Genomic DNA, 22935 nt, shown 5'->3' on the forward strand with positions numbered 1-22935 from the left:
CACGGCGAGGTCCCCGCACCTTGCGGTGCGGGGACCCGTTCACCGTCGCCCTCAGGAGCAGGCGACGCCGTTCAGCACCGCTGAGGAGAACGGAGGCGTGCCACCGTTGAAGTTCGCGTTGAACCCGATGCTCAGCTGCGCACCGGCGCCCAGCGAGCCGTTCCAGGCCGTGTTCGCCACGCGGACCTCGTCGCCCGTGTCGCTCCACGTCCCGTTCCAGCCCTGCGTGACGGACACGCCGGGAGCGGAGAACGAGAACGTCCAGCCGTTGATGGCCTGGCCGCGGTTCTCGATCACGATCTCGCCGGTGTAGCCGCCCTGCCACTGGCTGACGACGCGGTGGGTCGCCTTGCAGCCGCCGGGGTTGCCGCCACCCGTGGTGGTGGTCGTCGTCGTCGTGGTCGTGGTGGTGGTCGTCGTGGTGATCGGGCCCGCCGCCATCGCGAGCTCGTAGGCGCGCTGCGGCACGAACTGACCGGCCGGCGCGATGCAGCCGTCGGACTCGCCCGGCAGCTTGACCCACAGGAACGCCTCGATCTTCGAGTCGCCCGTGTTCGTCGTGCTGGGCGTGCCGATCGCGCGTCCCGCCGGGTCGCACCACTCGCTGCCGGCCGGGCCGTTGCCGTTGCGGCTCGTGTCGACCACGGCCTTGAGACGGCTGTCGCCGACGGCGTTGAGCACGTTCTTGGCGAAGTTGACCGAGTCGGACGTGGAACGGTAGTTCGACACGTTCGTCGAGATGCCGTCGGCGCTGTTGGAGATGTCCGCGGCGCGCAACCGGTTCGCGGCCTCGGACGGGCTCAGCCACGCGGAGTGCCCGATGTCGAAGTACACCTTCGCCTGCCCGGAGCCGGACTTGAGCTTCTTGCCGGCGTAGGCCATGGACGCTCTGGTCTGGTTCTGCTGGTCCGCGTTCTGACAGCTGGTCATCAGCGGCAGCACGTCCGGTTCGAGCACGATCGTCGCCGGCCGGCCCGCCAGGCCGGCGGCCACCTCGTCGACCCAGGCCCGGTAGGCCTCGTGGGAGGAGGCTCCGCCGCCGCTGGCTCCTCCGCAGTCGCGGTTGGGGATGTTGTAGACCACCAGGATCGGGATCTTGCCGGCGGAGGCCGCCGCGCCGACGAACGAGCTGATCTCCGACCGCACCGTGGAGGTGTTGGTCGTGGTGTACCAGCGCGCCTGGGGCACCGACGCGATGCGGTCGCGGATGACCGCCGCGCGCGAGTCTCCCGGGTTGGAGGCGACCCACCTGGCTCCGGAGCTCGACGGGTCGACGTAGAACGCCGACTCTGCCGCGTTGACGGCCGTGCCGCCGCTGACCACCAGGGCGGTGACCCCGGCGACGAGCGCGGACGCGAACAGGCACGCGCCCGCCGCCCGCCTCCTCGGTGCCGTCGTGACTTCTCGGGACGGAACAGTTGCTGTCATTCAGGTCCTCGCAGCGTCGTTGCCATGGGGAAAGGGGTGCGATGCGTGAGAGCGCTCTCACAGGCAGCGCGCGAAACGAGCGGCGCACAGCCGAGCACTCGGTCCGCCTCGGACCGGCATCGCGGAAAAGCGAATACGAGTTCGGGTCAACGTAGCCTCGGAACACCAGTCCGTCAACGCTAAAAATGTTAGCGCTAACTTTAGCCGAATGCGGTTTCAATGCCGTTCGACAGTCGTGCTCAAACGATTTGACGTTCGCACTGGGAGCGCTCCCCTACATTTGTGCGCCGATCGAGTCAACCTGCTGTCGAATTCGACAGTGCGTTCTTGTGAGCGTGAACAGTGAGCTGAGACACTCGTTGTCGCTCAAGGGATCCGGCCCTGGCGCACCGGACCTCGTGAGCTGGCCCTGCCCATCACACCCCGCAACGGGTGTTCCGGCGAAAGCGTGAATGATGAGACTGACATCGAAGTCAGTGGCTCTGATCCCGATCATTGCCACGGTCGCGACTGTGGTAATCGGCGCCACCCTGATCGCACCTCCCGCCGCGAACGCGGCGACCACTCTCGGCGCGGCCGCCCAGCAGAGCGGTCGTTACTTCGGTACCGCAGTCGCCGCGGGCAGACTCGGTGACTCGACCTACACCGGGATCCTGAACCGCGAGTTCGACATGGTCACGGCCGAGAACGAGATGAAGATGGACGCGACCGAGCCGAACCAGAACCAGTTCAGCTACGGCAACGCCGACCGGATCGTGAACCTGGCGCGCAACCAGGGCAAGCGAATCCGCGGACACGCACTGGCATGGCACTCGCAGCAACCCCGCTGGATGGAGAACATGTCCGGTACCGCGTTGCGCAACGCGATGCTGAACCACGTCACGCAGGTCGCCACGTACTACCGGGGCAAGATCTACGCCTGGGACGTGGTGAACGAGGCCTTCGCCGACGGCAGCAGCGGCGCACGTCGTGACTCCAACCTGCAGCGCACCGGCAACGACTGGATCGAGGCGGCGTTCCGCGCGGCACGGGCCGCCGATCCCGGCGCGAAGCTCTGCTACAACGACTACAACACCGACGACTGGTCGCACGCCAAGACCCAGGGCGTGTACCGGATGGTGCAGGACTTCAAGTCCCGCGGCGTGCCGATCGACTGCGTCGGCCTGCAGTCCCACTTCAACTCGCAGAGCCCGGTTCCCTCCAACTACCAGACCACCCTGCAGAACTTCGCCAACCTCGGCGTCGACGTGCAGATCACCGAGCTGGACATCGAGGGCTCCGGTAGCTCCCAGGCGTCGAACTACGACCGCGTGACGCGGGCCTGCCTCGCCGTGACGCGGTGCACCGGCATCACCGTGTGGGGCATCCGCGACACCGACTCCTGGCGCGCCAACGGCACCCCGCTGCTGTTCGACGGCAACGGCAACAAGAAGGCCGCCTACACCTCGGTGCTCAACGCGCTCAACGCGGGCGGTCCCGGTCCGACGTCCACCACGACGACGACGACCACCACTACCACCACCACGAGCAACGACCCGGGCACCGGCGGCTGCACGGCGGCGGTGTCGCTGAACCAGTGGAACGGTGGATTCGTCGCGACGATCAAGGTCACGGCCGGCTCCAGCGCCCTGCGCGGCTGGAGGGTCACGACCACGCTGTCGAACGGCACGGTCACCAGTTCGTGGAGTGCCAACGGAAGCGGCACCAGCGGCACCGTCAACTGGTCCAACGTCGACTACAACGCCAACGTGCCCGCCGGCCAGTCCACCGAGTTCGGCTTCCAGGGCAACGGCAGCGGAGCAGGGCTGAACCCGTCCTGCGCCGCGAGCTGACTCCGGCACCACACGACCGGTGAGCTCCGGCGGACGGGTGACCGTTCGCCGGAGCGCCCTGCCCTGGGAAGAAGATGATGGTCGAGACGCGAAGGCTTTGGGCGAGCATCGCCCTGGTGGTGGGCACGGTCCTGACGGTGGTCTCGCCGGTGAAGGCGGACAACCCGATCGTGCAGCACATCTACACGGCCGACCCGGCGCCGTTGGTCCACAACGGACGGGTCTACCTCTACACCGGCCACGACGAGGACGGCTCGACCTGGTTCACCATGAAGGAGTGGCGGGTCTGGTCCTCGGCCGACACGGTCAACTGGACCGACCACGGTTCTCCCCTGAACATCGCCTCGTTCAGCTGGGCGAAACAGGACGCGTGGGCGGGCCAGGCCGTGGAACGCAACGGCAAGTTCTACTGGTACGTCCCCGTCGTCACCAAGGCCACTGGACGCCCGGCCATCGGTGTCGCCGTCGCCGACAGCCCCACGGGCCCGTTCCGCGACGCCATCGGCCGCCCCCTGGTGGAGAACGGCGAGATCGACCCCTCGGTCATGATCGACGACGACGGCCAGGCCTACCTGTACTGGGGCAACCCCAACCTCTCCTACGTCCGCCTCAACGCCGACATGACGTCGTACTCGGGCGGCATCACCAGGATCCCGCTGACCACGGCGGGGTTCGGCACCCGCACCGGCGACCCGAACCGGCCCACCCTCTACGAGGAAGGCCCCTGGGTCTACAAGCGCAACGGCCTGTACTACAACGTCTTCGCCGCCAAGTGCTGCTCGGAGTTCATCGCCTACTCCACCTCCCCCGGACCGACGGGGCCGTGGACCTACCGCGGCACCGTGATGGCCACGCAGGGCAGCAGCTTCACCAACCACCCCGGCATCATCGACTTCAAGGGCAGCTCGTACTTCTTCTACCACAACGGGGCCCTGCCCGGCGGTGGCGGTTTCACCCGCTCCGTCGCCGTCGAGAAGTTCACCTACAACGCCGACGGCACCATCCCGTCCCTCACCATGACGACGGCCGGACCGCCGGCGGCGGACACCCTCAACCCCTACGCACGTCAGGAAGCCGAGACCATCGCCTGGGGCAACGGCATCGAGACCGAGGCCTCCAGCGAAGGCGGCATGAACGTCGGCTACATCAACAACGGCGACAACATCAAGGTCAAGAACGTCGCCTTCGGCAACGGTGCCTCGACGTTCACCGCGCGGGTCGCGTCCACCGTCGCGGGCAGCTCCGTCGAGGTGCGCAGCGGCAGCCCGACCGGCACCCTCGCCGGCCGCTGCACGGTGCCCAGCACCGGCGGCTGGCAGGCGTGGACCACGGTCACCTGCCCGGTGAGCGGGCTGACCGGTACGCGTGACCTCTACCTGAGGTTCAGCGGTGGCAGCGGTTATCTGCTCAACATGAACTGGTGGCAGTTCAGCGGGGGGAGCTCGTCATGAGCAACGTGAACAGGGCGAGCCTCGACGGACTCAGCCTCGCCGGCATCATCGCGGCCGTGCTGGTGCTGGTGGCGGCGGTCGCGATCTCACTCGTGCCGCAGCCCGCACAGGCCGCGTCCCTGGTGCGGGTCACCAGCTTCGGCACCAACCCGACCGGCCTGAACATGTACGTCTACGCACCCGACCGGCTCGCGGAACGCCCGGCCCTGCTCGTGATGGTGCACTACTGCACCGGTTCCGCGAGCGCGGTGCACAACGGCGGCGGACGCGACTACGTCACGGCCGCGGACCGCAACGGGTACGTGATCATCTACCCGGAGGCCACGAGGGACGGGCGCTGCTTCGACGTGTCGACCCAGAACGGGTTGCGTCGCAACGGAGGCAGCGACTCGACCGGAATCATGTCGATGGTGTCGTACGCGCGTCAGCGCTACAACGTGGACCCGGAACGCATCGTCGTCTCGGGCATCTCGTCCGGCGCGATGATGACCAACGTGCTGGCCGCCCAGTACCCGGACGTGTTCAGCGCCGGCGCGGCCTTCGCGGGTGTCCCGGCGGGCTGCTTCGCGACGACGGACGGGTCGATGTGGAACAGCCAGTGCTCGGGCGGAACCCTGCTGAAGACCCCGCAGCAGTGGGGAGACCAGGCGAGGGCGATGTACCCCGGCTACACCGGGCGCTACCCGAGGATGCAGCTGTGGCACGGCACCGCCGACACGACGCTGGCGTACCCGAACTTCGGTGAGGCGCTCGACCAGTGGACGAACGTGCACGGGGTGAGCAGGACACCGACGACGACCGACCAGCCGCAGGCGAACTGGACCCGCACCCGTTACGGCACCGGCACGCCGGCCGTCGTCGAGGGGATCAGCGCGCAGGGCACCGGGCACGACGTGCCGACGGCGGGGATGGTCTCGCACGCCATCACCTTCCTCGGCTTGGACCGCCCGCCCACGACGACCACCACAACGACCACGACCACGACCACGACGACCACCACGACACCGCCGCCGTCCCAGGGCTGCTCGGTGAAGGCAGTGGTCAACGCCTGGAACACCGGCCTCACCGAGACGATCACCATCACCAACACGTCCTCGGCACCGGTGAACGGCTGGGAGCTGCAGTTCACGCTGCCCGGCGGGCAGACCGTCACGGGTGGCTGGAGCGCCACCTACTCCCCCACCACCGGCCAGGTGACCGCCCGCAACGTCGGCTACAACGCGCAGATCCAACCTTCCGCTCAGGTGTCCATCGGCTTCCAGGCAACGCACACGGGCAACAGCGGACCAGCGGACGGATTCACGCTCAACGGCGTGCGTTGTGCCGTGACCTGACCGCGCACACCACTGGAGGACCGGCATGTCCGACCTGAACCGCCGGCAGCTCATCAAGCTCGGCGCGGGTGTAGCACTGACGCAGGCGGGGTGGACCGCGAGCCCCGCCTCCGCGGACGTGCGGGCACCCGGTGACCTCTCGCTGTGGTACGGCGGGCCTGCCGGGAACGACTGGCTGCGCGCCCTGCCCATCGGCAACGGGCGGCTGGGCGCGATGGTGTTCGGCAACACCGACACCGAACGCCTGCAGCTCAACGAGGACACGGTCTGGGCGGGCGGGCCGCACGACTACACCAACCCGCGTGGCGCCGGATCGCTCGCCGAGATCCGGCGGCTCGTGTTCGCCGGCCAGTGGACGCAGGCGCAGTCGCTGATCGACCAGACCATGCTCGGCAGTCCCGCCGGGCAGCTGGCCTACCAGCCGGTCGGCGACCTGCGCCTGACGTTCCCCTCCGCGACCGCGTCGTCCTACCAGCGGTCGCTCGACCTCACCACGGCGACGACCGCCGTGACCTACACGGCGAACAACGTCCGATACCAGCGGGAGGTGTTCGCCAGCGCGCCGGACCAGGTGATCGTGATGCGCCTGACGGCCCAGACGCCGGGCTCGATCTCGTTCACCGCGTCGTTCGGCTCACCGCAGCGCACCACGACGTCCACAGTGGACGCCACGACGATCGGGCTGGACGGGACCTCCGGCGCCCAGCGGGGCATCGCGGGCACCGTCCGGTTCCTCGCGCTCGCCAGGGCGGTCACCGAGGGCGGCACCGTCAGCAGCTCAGGCGGCACGTTGCGCGTCACCGGAGCGAACGCGGTGACGGTGCTGATCGCCATCGGCAGCAGCTACGTCGACTTCCGCACGGTCAACGGCGACTACCAGGGCAACGCCCGCAACCGCCTGAACGCGGCGCAGGGCATCGCCTTCGACACCCTGCGGGCCCGGCACGTAGCCGACTACCAGGCCTTGTTCGGGCGCGTGTCGCTCGACCTCGGGCGGACGGCGGCGGCCGACCAGCCGACCGACGTCCGGATCTCCCGGCACGCGGGCACGAGCGACCCGCAGTTCGCGGTGCTGCTGTTCCAGTACGGCCGCTACCTGCTCATCTCGTCGTCGCGCCCCGGCACGCAACCGGCCAACCTCCAGGGCATCTGGAACGACCAGATGGCGCCCTCGTGGGACTCGAAGTACACCATCAACGCCAACCTGCCGATGAACTACTGGCCGGCGGACACCACCAACCTCGGCGAGTGCCTGCAGCCGGTGTTCCGGATGGTCGAAGACCTGACCGTCACCGGTGCCCGCACCGCGCAGCTGCAGTACAACGCCCGCGGCTGGGTCACCCACCACAACACGGACGCCTGGCGCGGTTCCTCGGTCGTCGACTTCGCCGCGGCGGGCATGTGGCAGACCGGCGGTGCGTGGCTCTCGACGCTGATCTGGGACCACTACCTGTTCACCGGCGACCTCGGCTTCCTGCGCACGTACTACCCGGCTCTCAAGGGCTGCGCGCAATTCTTCCTGGACACGCTCGTCACCGAGCCGAGCCTCGGCAACCTCGTCACCAACCCGTCGAACTCGCCGGAGCTCAACCACCACACCAACGCCAGCGTCTGCGCCGGGCCGACGATGGACATGCAGATCCTGCGCGACCTGTTCGACGGCTGTGCGAGCGCCTCCGAGGTGCTCGGCGTCGACGCCGACTTCCGCACGCAGGTGCGCACCGCGCGGCAGCGGCTGGCCCCGACGAGGATCGGGTCGCGGGGCAACGTGATGGAGTGGCTCTACGACTGGACCGAGACCGAGCGCAACCACCGGCACGTCTCGCACCTCTACGGCCTGCACCCGAGCAACCAGATCACCAAGCGCGGCACTCCCCAGCTGCACGCCGCGGCGCTGCGCACCCTGGAGCTGAGGGGTGACGCGGGCACCGGGTGGTCGCTCGCCTGGAAGATCAATTTCTGGGCCCGGCTGGAGGAGGGCGCCAGGGCGCACGACCTGCTGCGTTCGCTGGTGACGACCGACCGCCTCGCGCCCAACATGTTCGACCTGCACCCGCCGTTCCAGATCGACGGCAACTTCGGCGCGACCTCCGGCGTCGCGGAAATGCTGCTGCACAGCCACACCGGGGAGCTGCACGTGCTGCCCGCGTTGCCACCGGCCTGGTCCGCGGGCAGTTTCACGGGGCTGCGCGGGCGAGGTGGGTACACCGTCGGCGCGACCTGGGGAGCCGACGGTGCCACCACCCTGTCCGTGACGCCGGACCGCGACGGCGCCGTCCGGATCCGCAACCGGGTCTTCGGCGGCACGTTCGAGCTGCGCGACACGACGAGCGGCGCGGTCGTGGAGCACACCAAGCCGGAAGCCGACGTCGTCACGTTCTCCGTCCAACGTGGACGCACCTACCGCGTGACGGGTCAGGCCTCCGGTCCCGGCGTGCGGCCGGGGGTCCACTACCGGCTCGTCGCACGGCACAGCGGGAAGTGCGCCGACGTCAGCGGAGGGTCGACCGCGGCAGGGGCGTTGCTGCAGCAGTGGGCCCCGACCAGCGGGCTGAACCAGCAGTTCGACTTCCTCGACTCCGGGGGCGGTCACTACCGCGTCCGTGCCCGGCACAGCGGCCTGGTGCTCCAGGTCGCGAGCTCCAGCAGCGGCGCGGACATCACCCAGCAGCCCGACACCGGCGCGACGAGTCAGCAGTGGCGGGTGGTGGACCACGGCGGCGGCGTGATCAGCCTCGTCAACCGCCAGAGCGGGCTCGCCGTGGACGTCTGGGAGGCGTCGGCCGCCGACGGCGCCCGGCTGTCCCAGTGGAGTCCGACCGGCTCCAACAACCAGCGGTTCCAACTCCAGCAAGCGTGACGAGCGAAGGGACGACGATGTTCCACCTGCACAAGGGGTTCTGCCATGTCGCGGCATAGGTCCGTGCTCGCGGCGGCCGCCGCGAGCGTCGTGGTCTTCCTGGGCGCGGCGGGGATCGCGCTGGGCGGCCAGACCGCCGGGGAGACCGGCACGGCGGCGGCGACGGCGGGGTGCGGCAAGCCACCGGCGCTGACGAGCGGCCAGCACACGATCAACAGCGGTGGCCAGAACCGCACGTTCATCCTGCGGCTGCCGCCCAACTACGACAACAACCGCCAGTACCGGCTGTTCGTCGGCTTCCACTGGCGGGGCGGCACCGCGAACGACGTCGACTCCGGCGGCACCGACGGCTACAACTGGTCCTACTACGGGCTGCGGCGGCTCTCCGACGCCGCGAACAACGGCACGATCTTCGTGGCGCCGCAGGGCAACGGCAACGGCTGGGCCAACCCCGGCGGCCAGGACCTGAGGTTCGTCGACGACCTGGTCAACCGCCTCGACTCGGGGCTGTGCATAGACACGACGCAACGCTTCGCCGGCGGCTTCAGCTACGGCGGCGGCATGTCGTACGCGGTGGCCTGCGCCCGCGCCAACGTCTTCCGCGCGGTGGTCGCCTACTCGGGCGCGCAGCTCAGCGGGTGCGACGGCGGCACCCAGCCGATCGGCTACATGGGCATCCACGGCATCAGCGACAACGTGCTCGGCATCGGCCTGGGCCGCGGACTGCGCGACACGTTCGTGCGCAACAACGGCTGCACGCCGCAGAACGCTCCCGAACCGCGGGCGGGCAGCCGGACGCACATCGTCACGAACTACAGCGGCTGCCGCGCGGGGTACCCCGTGGTGTGGGCCGCGTTCGACGGCGGCCACACGCCGGGTCCGATCGACTCGGGCGGTGACGGCTGGCGGACCTGGACGTCCGGTGAGGCGTGGAAGTTCCTCACCCAGTTCGCGGGCGGCGGCCCGACGAGCACCACCACCACCACGACCACCACGACCACCTCGCCTCCCGGTGACGCGGCCTGCCGCGTGGGCAACGTGATCAGCGCCTGGAACAACGGGCTGACGTCGAACATCACCATCACGAACACCGGTTCCTCGACGATCAGCGGCTGGTCGCTGGTCTTCACGCTGCCCGGCGGGCAGACGATCACGTCCGGCTGGAGCGCCACCTACTCCCCCGCTTCCGGGCAGGTCACCGCGAGGAACGTCCAGTACAACGGCGACATCGCGCCGAACGCGTCGATCACCGTCGGTTTCCAGGCCACGCACACCGGCGACAACTCGGCGCCGGCCTCTTACAGCCTCAACGGCAACACGTGCTCGGTCGCCTGACCGCCACTACAGGGAGCGCGAACAAACCCATGCACCAGCACAAGAAGTGGTGGCTCACCACGGTGGCCATCGCCGCACTCGTCCTGTCCGGCGTCAGCACCGGCACCGCTGCCGCCGACCCGCAGACACCTCTCGCCGCCGGTTCCCAGGCGCCTCTCGCCGCGACACCGGGCTGCGGCAAGGCCCCGACCCTGCGCAGCGGCACGCAGACGATCCAGAGCGGGGGCAAGAACCGGTCGTTCGTCCTGAGCGTCCCGGACAACTACGACAACACCCGGCAGTACCGGCTGGTCTTCGGCTTCCACTGGTGGGGCGGCACGATGAACGACGTCGCCTCCGGCGGGAGCGACGGCGACGTCTACGCCCACTACGGCCTGCGGCGGCTGGCGAACAACTCCGCGATCTTCGTCGCGCCGCAGGGCATCGGCAACGGCTGGGCCAACTCCGGCGGCGAGGACGTCACGTTCGTCGACGACATGCTCCGCCGGATCGAGAACGACCTCTGCGTCGACACGACGCAGCGCTTCTCCCTCGGCTTCAGCTACGGCGGCGCGATGAGCATCTCGCTCGCCTGCTCCCGGCCGAACGTCTTCCGCGCGATCGCCGCCATCGCGAGCCCCGGCGAGATCAGCGGGTGTGCGGGCGGCACGGCACCGGTCGCGTTCATGGGGATCCACGGCATCGGCGACAACATCGGCTCGGGCCGCGGCCAGCGCGACCGGTGGGTGCGCAACAACGGCTGCCAGTCCCAGAACGCACCGGAACCGGCAGCGGGCAGCCGCACCCACATCACCACCACCTACTCGGGCTGCCGGGCCGGCTACCCGGTGGTGTGGGCGCCCTTCGACGGAGGCCACCAGCAGGGACCGGTGGACGGCTGTGCGGGCTGCGAGAGCGGAGCCCGCAGCTGGGTGAAGACCGAGGTCTGGAAGTTCTTCACCGGCGACACCACCCCTGCCCCGACCACGTTCCGGCTGCGCGGCGAGGCCTCCGGCCGTTGCCTGGACGTGAGCGGTGCCGGCACGGCCAACGGCTCCCCGATGGTCGTGTGGGACTGCCACAGCAACGCCAACCAGCAGTTCACCCGCACCGGCCAGACCCTGCAGGTGCTGGGCAAGTGCCTCGACGCCCCCGCCAACGCCACGGCGGGCACCGCGGTGCGGCTCTGGGACTGCCAGGGCGGCGCGAACCAGCAGTGGAACGTCAACTCCAACGGCACCATCGGCAACGCCCAGACCGGGCTGTGCCTGGACGTCAACGGCGCAGGCACCGCCAACGGGACGACCGCGATCGTGTGGACCTGCCACGGAGGCGCGAACCAGCGCTGGGCGCAGGTGTAGGCCGTGTCCCGCGGGTTCGCCGCATGAGAACCACGGGCGAGAGGCGCGGAGCGGTGCCGCCGAGCCGGCCTTCCACGGGCGTGTCCGGTCGTTTCGGCGGTGCCGCCGAGCTCTTCGCCCGTGACGCATCGCGAACCTGACGCGCGGGACGTCGTTCGGTCGAACGGAGGGCTTTCACCGACCTCGGGTCGGTGGGAGCCCTCTCACCTTGCCCACCAACGATGCGTGTCCGGTCGCTTCGGTGGTGCCGACTCGAGGAACGTTAGCCGTGGCGGGCCTTCACAGGCCTGAATCCGCCAGGAGCCTTCTCACCCTGTTTCCGCCAGCACCGCAACCGCATCCGGCCCGGCCCGGCAGCACCCGTCCACCGGCCGCGTCCGATCTCTTCAAGGATGCCGTCGTCCGATCCCTCGCCCGTGACCGATGTGACGAGACGCGAGGGTTGCCCGGCCGAACAGCACCGTGGAGGCCTTCACCGACCGGCAGCCGGCCGAAGTCCTCTCACCGCCCCGCCGCGAGCCCTTCCGCCAGCACCGCGATCCCGTCCGGCCCGGTCCGGCAGCACCCACCGACCAACCGCGCACCACCCTCGACCCACCCCGCGGCCCGCGCGGCGAACCCGCCCCCGTCACCCGACCACGACCGCGCCGCCGCGTCCCACTGCTCGCCGCTGTTCGGGTACACCACGACCGGCAGCCCGGTCACCCGGCGGGCCACGGCGACCGCGCCCTCCACGTCCTCCGGTGCGCAGCAGTTCACGCCGACGGCGATGACCTCGTTCACGCCGGCCGCGACGGCGAACGCCTCCTCGAGGGGTTGCCCGGCGCAGGTCCGGTCGCCGCGCACGGTGTAGGAGAGCCAGACCGGTACCCCGCTGCCGCGCACCACCTCCAGCACGGCCTCGGCCTCGTCCACGTCGGGAACGGTCTCGACCGCGAGCACGTCCGGCCCGGCCTCGCAGAGCGTCTCGATGCGAGGCGCGTGGAAGCGGACCAGTTCCTGCCGGCTCAGGCCGTAGCGGCCGCGGTACTCCGAGCCGTCCGCCAGCACCGCCCCGTACGGTCCGACCGACGCCGCGACCCAGCGCGGTCCGTCCACTTCGGACGCGGCGGAACGGGCGAGCTCCACGCTGGAGCGCAGCAGACGTGCCGTCTCGGCCTCCTCGATGCCGCGGCGGGCGAAGCCCTCGAAGCTGGCCTGGTAGCTCGCGGTGATGGCGACCTCGGCGCCCGCCCGGTAGTAGGCGAGGTGCGCGGCGCGCACTGCGTCCGGGTCGGTGAGCAGCAGCCGGGCCGACCAGAGTTCGTCGGACAGGTCGTGCCCGGCGAGTTCCAGGGCCGTCGACATCCCGCCGTCGAGCACGACCGCCCTGCGCGCCACAGCCTCTGCCAGTTCCACCCCGGCGAGTCTACGGCCCCGGAACGCAAGGGGAGGGGTGCGCGACGGCCGCTCCGCCGTGGTGTCGCGCACCCCTCCAGGACGATCTTCGGGGGCCTCCGCGTGTGCGCGCCGCATTTCCGCACGCGCGGAAGCCGTCCCAGTGACCGCCCGTCATGCCCCGGTCCGCCGACGGCGGACCGGTCAGCCCGTCGCGCCGCGGTGTGCGGCGTGATCCGGTGTGCTCGCCCGCCGGGAAAGCCTGGGGGGCAACAGCATCAGCGGTGGCGGCTGCTTCCCCTCCAGCTTCGCGACGAGCAGGTCGACGGCGTGCCTGCCGAGTTCCTCCGCGGGCAGGCGCACCGAGGTGAGCAGCGGTGACGTCTGCTCGGCCAGTTCGTCCGGGCAGATCGCGACCACGGCCACGTCGCCGGGGACCTGGCGGCCGGCCGCGCGCAGGCACGCGGTGATCCAGCCCAGTGCCGCCTCGTTGTGCACCACCAGCGCCGTCATCGACGGGTGCGCGCGGATCAGGGCCTTGGTCGCCCTGAGCACCGAGTCGTGGTCGCCCTCGACGGCCAGTGCCGTCGCGGCGACTCCCCTGCGCATCGCGGCCGCGCTGAACCCGTTCATGGTGCGGTGGGCGAAACCGGTGCTGCGGCGGTAGACCGCGCTCGGCGCGCCGAGGAAACCGATCGAACGGTGCCCGAGGTCGGCGAGGTGGTCGACGCACTTCGCGCCCGCCGCCTCGAAGTCCAGGTCCACGCAGGTGAGCCCGCGGGCGGCCGCCGGGTGTCCGATGAGGACGGACGGTTTGGACAGCTGCCGGAGCAACGGCACGCGGTCGTCGTCCATCTCCACGTCCATCACGAGGAAACCGTCGACCTGGGCGCTGTTCGCGGCACGGCGCAGGCCGGCCGCACCGTCGTCCGCGGTCATCAGCAGGAGGTCCATGTCGTACCTGCGCGCTGTCGTCACCGCCGCCGTGACGAAGCGCATCACCGCGGGCAGGTGGGTGCCCGCTCGCAACGGGAGCACCAGCCCGATCACGTTGGTCCTGCCGGTGGACAGCACCCGGTCGGAGGCGTGGGGCTGGTAGCCCAGTTCCCTGATGCTCTCGCGGACTCTCGTCTTCGTGTCCGCCGAGATCGATCTCTTGCCTGTGAGCACGTAGGAGACTGTGCTCGGGGCGACCCCCGCGTGCCGTGCGACATCCGCGATGGTGACCACACAGCCTCCTTTCACACTTTCACTCACTGAGCGTGTCGACACCATAGGGAGCACCTTCTGATGACATCAAGAGTGATGTGCGCGTTAACATTGCGCGTCAACGGTGGTCCAGACGAATTCTGCACCGTCTGGAAACTTCTCGAACAGAACTCCGTATCAATTAAGAAGAGCGTGCCCACGCGTCCGAATCTTGGGACGCGAGGCCGGCCGCGTGGGCACGCTCACATGCTCAGGCTCAGAGCGCCGGGTAGGCGTTGCGCATGAGCTCCTGGAACTGGGCGGAGAACCAGTGCCCGGACAACGGGGCGTCCCCGAGCGCACCGGACATGTTGTTGCCGTTGCGCACGTTGCCCGTGTAGGTCGGGTCGCACATCTTGTCCGCGCCCTTGCCCTCGTTGTTCGGGATCTCCTCGCTCGCACCGTCGGACTCGCCCGGAGGCTTCATCCACACGTACGCGTCGATGCCCGACTCCGGCGCCGCCTTCGGCCGCTCACCCAGACCGGCACCCGACTGGTTGCACCAGTTGCCGAGGTGGATGCGGCGGTCCAGCTTGCCGCCGTTGACGTAGGCGTCCACGGTCGTCGTCGGGCCGGGGCCCGTCGGACGGGCGCTGCCGCCCCAGCCGTTGCGGCTGGTGTCGATCAGCATGCCGACGTTCGCGTCGAAGCCCGCCTGCACGGCCCGGTTGCGGAACGCCTGGGCGTAGGACAGCTCGTCGACGTAGCGGTTCCAGTCCACCCACTTCGACTGGCGCACGGACGTGCCGTTCACCGAGTCCTCGATCTTGAAGTAGGGCTCCTTCAACGCGCCGTAGTTCGCGGTGTTGGCGATGAAGCCCTGAACGTTCGCCTTCGTGCTGCCGGAGGCGTTCGCCGCCTGGAACAGCAGTTCGGCGGTGGCACCGAAGTTGTCGTCCCAGCCGATCCAGCCGTGGTGGCCGATGTCCAGGTAGTTGTAGACGTTCGGCACGGCACCCAGCTTCGCGAGCGCGTAGCCGACACCGGTGACGTAGTTGCCGTTCGCCTTCATCACGTCGCACGCCGGCACGGCGGTGGGCCGCGGGGACACGTTGGTGATCAGGTTGGGCAGCGAGTCGATCTCCACCGTCGTGACGATCCGCAGGCCGGCGTACGCGGGCCTGGCGAGGATCGCCGCGATCGGGTCGATGTACTCCGACTTGTAGCGGTCGATCTCCGTCGCCTTGAGCTCACCGTTGGAGGCGAGCGCCGAGCAGTCACGACCGGGCAGGTTGTAGATCACCAGCTGGATGACGAGTGGTGAGCCCGCCGCCTGGCGCACCGCCTCGTCCAGGTGTCCGACCAGGCCGCGGGCGCCCGTGGTGCCCGCGATCGCCGCGATGCGGTCCATCCACACGCCGGTGGGCTGGTTCGCGATCCGGCTGCCGCCCGCTTCGGCGGCCGCCTTGGCGGACCAGTCCGGGTTCACGTACTGCTTCGCGCCCACGTACGGGTTGTCGACGCGGGTGCCGGGGTCGGGGTTGTTCGACGTCGTCGTCGTCGTGGTGGTGGTCGTCGTGGTGGTCGTGGTCGTCGTCGGCGCTCCGGTGCACTCCGTGCCGTTCAAGGTGAACGTCGTCGGGTTCGCGTCACCGCTGGCCGCGTTGGAACCGTTGAAGCCGATGTCGATGGACGCGTTGGTGCCCAGGCTCCCGTTCCACGGCATGCTCGCCGCGGTCACGTTCGCACCCGACTGCGACCAGGTCGCACTCCAGCCCTGTGCCACTCGCTGGTTGCCGGGCAACGCGAACTTCAGCGTCCAGCCGCCCGTCACCGCGTCACCGAGGTTGGTGATCTTCACCGAAGCGCCGAACCCTCCGCCGCCCCAGTTGTTCGCCGTGTAGTCCACACGGCAGCCGGGTGCGGCGCCCGCGGGTGGCGCGCTGAGCGCCACCGCGATCGTCGCCGCGGTGGTGGCGACCACGACTCCGGTCGCGGCCCACCGCCTCTGTCCGTTGAGCTTCATTGCTCCGGATCTCCTGTCTCTCAATGGTGCTTGATCTCCCTGAGCGAACACGCGGTGGGCGTGCACTCAAGTCTTTTCAGCCCGAGGTACTCCATGCCGATCGAGCCGGTGAGCGCGAACCCGTCCCCGAACGCGAGGTCCGGATCGCCGCGCACCTCGCCGTTGGCGAGCGCGGTGCGCCAGGCCTGTTCGAGTCCTGGCCGCAGGACCATCAGCCCGAGCCGTTCGTACGGTGCCTTGGCGCAGGTCCCCCACTCCGCGATGAACGGCGCGTAGACCTTCGACCGCACCGGGCCGGCGAAGCCCGCGAAGTCGTCGTCCCGCCTGACGTTCGTGCACTCGTCAGTCAGGTCGTGCAACCACGCGGCGACGCCGTCGACGCCTCTGCTGAGGTCCGGGGAGGGTTCGGCGCGTCCGACGAGGAGGACGAACGCGACCGAACCCACCACCAGGAGGGCGGCCAGGGCCCTCGTCACCGGATGGCGCACGCCGACCCGTTGAGCGTGAAGGACGTCGGATCAGCAGGTGTGGACGCCGACGTGGCGTTGAACCCGAACGTCACCGAGCCTCCGGCCGGGATGTCCGCGTTGTACGACACGCCCTTCGCGGTCGCCTGCCCGCTCGCGACGGTCACCGTCGACGACCAGGCCTGCGAGAGTTGCTGCCCCGAAGGGAACGCCCACACGAGCTGCCACGCGCTGATCGCGCTGGTGCCGCTGTTGGACACCGTCACGTTCGCGGTGAAACCGCCGTTCCACGTGCTCGGTCGCGCGTACGCCACCGTGCAGGAACCGGTGCTGCCGCCACCCGTCGCCGTTCTGACCGTGACCCCGGAGGACGCCGGCGAGGCGTTGCCCGCCGAGTCCGTCGCGACCACCGTGAACGAGTACTGGGTGTCCGCGGTCAGGCCGCTGACCGTCACCGAGTTGGTGGCGGACGTGGCGACGACCTGGCCACCGCTGTACACGCTGTAGCCCGTCACGCCCACGTTGTCCGTCGCCGCGGTCCAGTCCAGCTTCACCGAGTTGCCGGTGATGGCGGACGCGACCGGCGTGCCGGGCATCGAGGGCGCACTGGTGTCGGGCGTACCGGTGCCGCCGCCGAACACGACGTCCGAACAGCTGTAGAACGCCTCAGGGCTGTCCGAGCGCTGCCAGAGCGAGTAGATGACGTGCCGGCCGGACTTGTTGGGAAGCCGGGCCTGCCAGGCGTACTCGCCGTTCGCCAGCGGCGGGTTCGTCACCTTGTCGAACGGGACCGACTCGAGGTCGGACCACTTGAGCGGCTTCGTCACGTCGAAGCCGTCCTTGGTGACGTACTGCTCCCACGTGCCGGGGTGCGGCGCCCACGCGTTGTACCGGAAGGTGACCGAGCTGTTCGCCTGCACCTGAGTCGTGGGCCAGTCGGCGCGCGTCAGGTTGTAGGCGGAGTACTTCGTGGTAGGACCGCACAGGTTGCCGTCGGGAATGATCTCCCGGTGGCGCCCGGCGGCGTTGCTGATCAGGTTGCCGAACCAGTCCCACAACGGCTGCTTCCCGCCCTGGGCCACAGCCGCGGCACACGCCGGGTTGGTGGGCTGGAGGTCACCGCCACCGCCGCCGGCGCGGCCGTCCTCGTAGCAGAGGTAGGTGCGGCTGCCGGGCCAGACCATCGACCCGTGCGCGACGGCCGTGCCACCGGTGTGCACCAGGACGGCGCCCACAGCGGCTGCGACTGCCAGCAGAGCTATGCGTTTCCTCATCTCGGGACTCCTCACCCGTAGATCTCGGCGTGCAGGGAGAACGCCGTCGCGATCTCGGCTTGCGCCCAGAACCGGTGGTAGGTGAACGTCGGTGCGGGTCCACCGTCCAGATAGGACTGCACCTTCGGCCACTGCGGGTCGTTGCGGAACATCGAGCGCATCGACAGGAACGAAGAGCCCTGCCCGATCTGGTCACCGTTGGGCATCTTCCCGGTCCAGCCCGGTGGCACGTACGGGCCTTCCGCGGTGGAGGTGTTGTAGACGTCGTCGAACCGGTTGTAGTCCGCGCGGGTCTCCGGCGTCGCGATGCCCAGGCTGTCCTGGTGCGAGAGCAGCGACGTCAGCAGCGACTCACCCGTGGTCTTGGCCACGGCGTTGCCCGACCTGGCCGCGTAGTTGAGCAGCACCTTCGCGTACGACGCGGCGATGCCGACGTCCTGGTTGTGGTTGACCACCCGAACCCGCAGGTTCGCGTTCGCGCCGGGGTTGGTCGCGTTCCACGTGTCCGGTGCGCCCGACCACTCCAGGTCCGCGGGGATCTGGAAGTTCGTGCCCGTGGTGGTGTTCGCGATCGCCCACGGCACCCACTTGTCGAGGATCTTCTTGGCGCGCGCGTCACCGGTCAGCCGGTACAGCGCCGCCGTGCGCTCGATCCCCCACACCTGGAAGCCGAACCACCGGTTGCTCGGCGGGTCGCGCCACACCGGGTGGGCGTCGTAGTGCATGCCGTAGAACGTCGGCGTGCCCGCGGGAGGCGAGGCGTACTGACCTTCCCAGCTGTTCGTGACGCCACCGGCGAGACCGCCGTCGGCCGACTGCAGCCACTGCAGCATCTCGAGCTGCCTGTTCAGGCTCGTCGCCCAGTCCTGCTGCCCGGTGGCGGACAACGGCTTGAGCGCCGGCACGTTCGCGAGAGCGTGCGCTGCCAACGGGTTCTGGTAGCCCTGGTGCGAGGCACCGTCACCGATGCGCCACGCCCAGCCGGCGGACGTGTCGGTCGCGCCGCCCCAAGCGTAGTACCAGGACATCAGGTAATGCGCGCTGTTCTTGCCCGTCGCACCGGGGCACGATGAAGGGCTGTTGCAGTTGCCGACGCGCTTGAAGTACTTGTCGAACATGGCGTACCGCAGGTAGTCGCCCATCTTCGCGGACTTGCCGATCTCACTGGAGATGTCCCCGGCCTTGCCCTGGGCGGTGGCCCACTGCTGGGCGAGCAGCGCCACCTGCACCACGCGGGCGTCCGCGTCCGGTGCGTTGGTGTACTTCCACTGCTTGGCGTAGGAGGCGTCCTTGGTGAACAGGTCCAGGAAGCCGTTGGGGCCACCGTGCTTGAACGTGTCGCACGAGGGCTGCGGGATGGTCTCCCACACCGACTCCGACGAGCCGCGCTGGTAGGTGTTGATGTACGCGGGGGCCGTCGTGCCGTCACCACACCGGCCGAAGCCGTAGGTGTTGTCGACGTCGATGAGCCAGTGCATGCCGTAGACGTCCGAGTTGCCGTACGCGGTCTTCAGCTCGGCCGCGATCGGGTCCTGGCCGACGGGCACGGTGCCGTCGAGGGTCGACGGGTAGGCGTCCATCCTCGGGTGCTCGGGCGCGTAGGTGGCCGGCTTCGACGGGTCGTACTTGTCGTTGGTCGGCTGGTCGGCCTTCGCCGGGATGATGAACTTCTCCATCGAGGCGAACGCGGACTTGAACGGCGCCCAGTCACCGGTGACCCGGCCGTAGCTCGCTTCCAGCCACAGGTAGTAGCTGAACGCCTCGGACGTGGTCTGGTGACCGTGGTCCGGCGCCTCCACCATCAGCGTCTCGACCGAGTGGTAGGGCACGAGCAGGTCGCCGAACTTGCGGAAGTAGCCGCTCGCCGGGTCCTTGATCTTGTTGTACTGGTCGAGGAACGCCTTGTTGAAGTCCGAAGTGGACGGGTCGATCTCGTTGACCGCGACGCTCGCCGGGCTGTACCCGGTGGCCGAGGCCGTGAACGTGGCGGTGCCGAGCGCACCACCGTTGTTCGCCGACGTCACCGTCACCGTCTGCTTCGCGGTGCCGGAGAACGTGAGCGTCGCCGGGGTCGCCGTCAGGTCCGCGCTGCCGCTGCGGGCGAGCGTGACGGTGACGGGCTGGCTCGGTGCCGTGGCCAGGGAGACGTCGAACGTGGCCGTCTGGCCCTGCTTGACCGAGACCGTGCTGGGCGAGGCCAGCACCGCCGGTCCGGACAGGACCTTGACCGCTGCCGGTGCCGAGGTCTTGGTGGCGCCGAGGTTGTCCGTCGCCCTCGCGGTGATGCTGTGGTCACCCGCCGGCGCCGACGTCCACGTGCCGCTGAACGGCGCGCTGGTGTCGGTGGCGATCAGGGTGTCACCCGCGTAGAAGTCGACCTTGGCCACCGTTCCGTCGGTGTCCTGCGCGGTCGCCGCCAGCGGGATCTGCGCGGGCAGGGTGTAGCTGCTGCCACTCGCCGGCGCCGTCAGCGCCACCGAGGGCGCCTGGTTGGGGCCGGTGCAGGACACGCCGTTCACGGCGAAGTCCGTTGGTGGCCGGTTCGTCGAACCCTTGCTGCCGTTGAAGCCGACCTGCGCCGTACCCCCGGCCGCCAGCGTCGGGGCCCAGGCGGGGTTCGTCACGCTCACGACCGCACCGGTCTGCGTGAAGTTGCCGCTCCAGCCCTGCGTGACGCGTTGCCCGTCCGGGAACGTCCAGGTCAGGTTCCAGCCATTGAGTGCCTCCCCGTCGTTGCGGATCGACACGGCCGCGCCGAATCCGGTGTTCCACTCGTTGGTGACTTGGTAGGTGACGGTGCAGGCCACCGCAGCAGGTGCCGCGACGGCGGGAGCTCCGCCGACCAACACCACCGCCGCAACCGCCAACGCCACTCTTCGTCGAGTCATGCCGCCGCCCTCTCGACAACTGGGAGCGCTCCCAGAGTTCACGGCACTGTAACGTGGCCCACAGCGATCAACCGATCACAGGTGCAACCGATTCTGAGCCGGAAAGCCCTGGAAATTGCGACGTTCAGCGCAACACCGGTTGCTCTACCGGTTCCTCTTGCTGCTCTCTTCGAGTGGAATCCTGGGAGCGGTCCCAGAAGAGGGTGGGGGCGCCCACGCCACTTCGGGCGCCCCCTGGTCTCATCAGCCGCGCCCGGCTCCAGCACCGGCCGTGACCACGCTCTTCACGCTGCTCGCGCTGTCCAGCGGGTACGAGTAGGGAATGCTCTTCACGGAGCCGCCCTGGTCACCCGTTCCCGAGTTGACGAAGTGGTTGTTGCGCGCCACCAGCGAACCGCCGGGCGAGCTGCCCTCACCGCGGTGGAAGGGGTCCTCGGTGTTCTCGAAGTAGTTGCCTTCGACCAGGACCCCGGCCTCGACGGTCGACGCGACGCCGTAGTCGGTCACACCGCCGTAATAGTTGTTGTAGACGTGCACCGGGTTGCCGAACCGCACGCGCGGGTGGCGCTGCTGAGTGCCGGCGAACCAGTTGTGGTGGTAGGTGACCCGGAGCTTGCCGCGATCCTCCGAGCCGTTGTCGTCGCTGTGCCCCAGCAGCATCGCCTTGTTGTGGCTGCTGAACTTGTTCCAGGACACCGTGACGTAGTCCGAGGCCCGCTTGACGTCGACCGCTCCGTCGTAACCGCTGGAGAAGGAGTTGTGATCGATCCACACACGGGTGGAGTACTGCACGTTGACCGCGTCGTCACCCCAGCTTCGGAAGTTGAGGTTGCGCACGATCACGTTCGAGGCGTTGGCGATGTTCAGGCCCTGCCCGGTGATCGTCGCGGTCGAGCCGACGCCTTCGATGGTCTTGTTCGAGGCGACCTTCGTCATGCTCGACAACGAGATCGTGCCGGAGACCCGGATCACCGCCGCGCCTGACGCCTTGGCGGCCGCGACGAACGCGGACGCCGTGGTGACGGTGATCGGAGAGGCGCTGCCGCCACCCGTCGTGCCACCACCCTGAGTGGCCCAGCCGACCAGCCCGAACGGAGCGGCGGCCGCCTGGGGAACCGATACCGCACCCAGGACCAGCGCGACGGCGGAAATCAATGCTGTGCGCTTTGGAATCATTTACTCGCTCCCAATGAGAGTGAGCGGCGGTAGAACTCACACAACCAGCACCGGACAGAACGGTCAACCTGTTCGAAGATATTCGATTCGAACGTTCGAATAGAGGTTGACAGGAAAGATCTCCGCTCTACGATTGAATTACCGCCGCGCATCCCCCTGCAAGCGGAGCGCACATGAAGAAAATCGCACCATTGGTGTTGGCCGCGGCGCTGGCCGCGTTTCTCGCACCTCAGGCACAGGCTGCGGGCAGCACCTTCCCCACCCCGTCCGGGTCGAAACCGGTCGGCACGACCATCAAGGTCGGGTCGAGCGGCTACGACGGTGGCATGCAACGGTTCTACGGCACCGGCGACCTCGGTTCGGGCGGCCAGGGCGAAGACCAGGGCCCCATCTTCCAGCTGGCGGACGGCGCGACGCTGAAGAACGTCGTGCTCGGCGCGCCGGCCGCGGACGGGGTCCACTGCCTCGGCACCTGCACGCTCACCAACGTGTGGTGGGAGGACGTCGGCGAGGACGCGGCCACGTTCAAGGGCACGTCGTCGTCGCAGACCATGACCATCAGCGGTGGTGGCGCACGCAAGGCGTCGGACAAGGTGTTCCAGCACAACGGGCCGGGCACGATGATCATCCGCAACTTCCAGGTGGACGACTTCGGCAAGCTCTACCGGTCCTGCGGCAACTGCAAGACGCAGCACAAGCGGCACGTCGTGCTGGAGAACATCACCGCGTTCTCCCCCGGCAAGTCGCTGGTCGGCATCAACACCAACTACGGCGACACCGCGCGGTTCTCGAGGATCACCGTCGTCGGGGACAGCAGCAAGAAGATCGCGATCTGCGACAAGTACCAGGGCGTCACGAGCGGTGAACCGAAGAAAATCGGCACCGGGGCGGACAGCACGAACTGCCTGTACAAGTCTTCGGACATCACCTACCGATAGAGGAAATGCCCCGGCCGCCGG

The 22935-nt window shown here is 69.1% G+C and carries 15 protein-coding genes; 7 read left to right on the forward strand and 8 right to left on the reverse strand.

What is annotated here, in order from left to right:
• Positions 1–51: 51 nt before the first annotated feature.
• Positions 52–1428 carry a glycoside hydrolase family 6 protein gene (locus DFR72_RS43950; RefSeq protein WP_090064662.1) on the reverse strand — a complete coding sequence of 459 codons (1377 nt, stop codon included), beginning with the start codon at positions 1426–1428 and terminating at the stop codon, positions 52–54.
• 455 nt (positions 1429–1883) lie between these two features.
• On the opposite strand from DFR72_RS43950, the gene DFR72_RS43955 reads away from it, so the two are divergent.
• From DFR72_RS43955 to DFR72_RS43980, 6 genes are all read left to right on the forward strand, one after another.
• Positions 1884–3260: a glycoside hydrolase family 10 protein gene (locus DFR72_RS43955; protein ID WP_090065195.1), complete on the forward strand. Its 1377-nt coding sequence runs from the start codon at positions 1884–1886 to the stop codon at positions 3258–3260.
• Positions 3261–3337: 77 nt separating this feature from the next.
• On the forward strand, positions 3338–4711 hold the full coding sequence (locus tag DFR72_RS43960) for a glycoside hydrolase family 43 protein (RefSeq protein ID WP_090065196.1): 1374 nt from the start codon (positions 3338–3340) through the stop codon (positions 4709–4711).
• Positions 4708–6045, forward strand: coding sequence for an extracellular catalytic domain type 1 short-chain-length polyhydroxyalkanoate depolymerase (locus DFR72_RS43965; RefSeq protein WP_090064663.1), 1338 nt, complete (start codon positions 4708–4710; stop codon positions 6043–6045). Before DFR72_RS43960 ends, DFR72_RS43965 begins: the two co-directional genes overlap by 4 nt.
• A gap of 25 nt (positions 6046–6070) precedes the next feature.
• Entirely contained in the window at positions 6071–8905 is a 2835-nt protein-coding gene (locus tag DFR72_RS43970; protein ID WP_090064664.1) for a glycosyl hydrolase family 95 catalytic domain-containing protein, read from the forward strand.
• Between the two features lie 45 nt (positions 8906–8950).
• Positions 8951–10240: a CE1 family esterase gene (locus tag DFR72_RS43975; protein ID WP_090064665.1), complete on the forward strand. Its 1290-nt coding sequence runs from the start codon at positions 8951–8953 to the stop codon at positions 10238–10240.
• 29 nt (positions 10241–10269) lie between these two features.
• Entirely contained in the window at positions 10270–11580 is a 1311-nt protein-coding gene (locus DFR72_RS43980) for a ricin-type beta-trefoil lectin domain protein (RefSeq protein WP_177224525.1), read from the forward strand.
• Positions 11581–12081: 501 nt separating this feature from the next.
• Here the strand turns inward: DFR72_RS43980 and mmuM are convergent.
• The 7 genes from mmuM to DFR72_RS44015 all read right to left on the reverse strand — a co-directional run bounded on the left by mmuM (position 12082) and on the right by DFR72_RS44015 (position 21976).
• A complete protein-coding gene (gene mmuM, locus DFR72_RS43985; RefSeq protein ID WP_245984062.1) occupies positions 12082–12927 on the reverse strand; it encodes a homocysteine S-methyltransferase in 846 nt (281 codons plus the stop codon).
• A gap of 234 nt (positions 12928–13161) precedes the next feature.
• A complete protein-coding gene (locus DFR72_RS43990; RefSeq protein ID WP_030478547.1) occupies positions 13162–14187 on the reverse strand; it encodes a LacI family DNA-binding transcriptional regulator in 1026 nt (341 codons plus the stop codon).
• Between the two features lie 235 nt (positions 14188–14422).
• Positions 14423–16171: a glycoside hydrolase family 6 protein gene (locus DFR72_RS43995; protein WP_090064668.1), complete on the reverse strand. Its 1749-nt coding sequence runs from the start codon at positions 16169–16171 to the stop codon at positions 14423–14425.
• A gap of 20 nt (positions 16172–16191) precedes the next feature.
• Positions 16192–16659 carry a hypothetical protein gene (locus DFR72_RS44000; RefSeq protein WP_090064669.1) on the reverse strand — a complete coding sequence of 156 codons (468 nt, stop codon included), beginning with the start codon at positions 16657–16659 and terminating at the stop codon, positions 16192–16194.
• Entirely contained in the window at positions 16644–17912 is a 1269-nt protein-coding gene (locus DFR72_RS44005) for a lytic polysaccharide monooxygenase (RefSeq protein WP_090064670.1), read from the reverse strand. The genes DFR72_RS44000 and DFR72_RS44005 overlap by 16 nt, the downstream gene beginning before the upstream one ends.
• A gap of 11 nt (positions 17913–17923) precedes the next feature.
• The gene (locus DFR72_RS44010; RefSeq protein ID WP_090064671.1) at positions 17924–20800 is read right to left on the reverse strand and encodes a glycoside hydrolase family 48 protein; all 2877 of its coding nucleotides are present in this window, start codon (positions 20798–20800) and stop codon (positions 17924–17926) included.
• Positions 20801–21043: 243 nt separating this feature from the next.
• On the reverse strand, positions 21044–21976 hold the full coding sequence (locus DFR72_RS44015; RefSeq protein ID WP_090064672.1) for a pectate lyase family protein: 933 nt from the start codon (positions 21974–21976) through the stop codon (positions 21044–21046).
• Positions 21977–22149: 173 nt separating this feature from the next.
• Here DFR72_RS44015 and DFR72_RS44020 point away from each other — a divergent pair, with 173 nt between their 5' ends.
• Complete coding sequence (locus DFR72_RS44020) at positions 22150–22914, forward strand: pectate lyase (protein WP_090064673.1); 765 nt, start codon at positions 22150–22152, stop codon at positions 22912–22914.
• Positions 22915–22935 lie beyond the last annotated feature (21 nt).

Source organism: Lentzea flaviverrucosa (assembly GCF_003350445.1).
In the GTDB taxonomy this organism is placed as follows: domain Bacteria; phylum Actinomycetota; class Actinomycetes; order Mycobacteriales; family Pseudonocardiaceae; genus Lentzea; species Lentzea californiensis.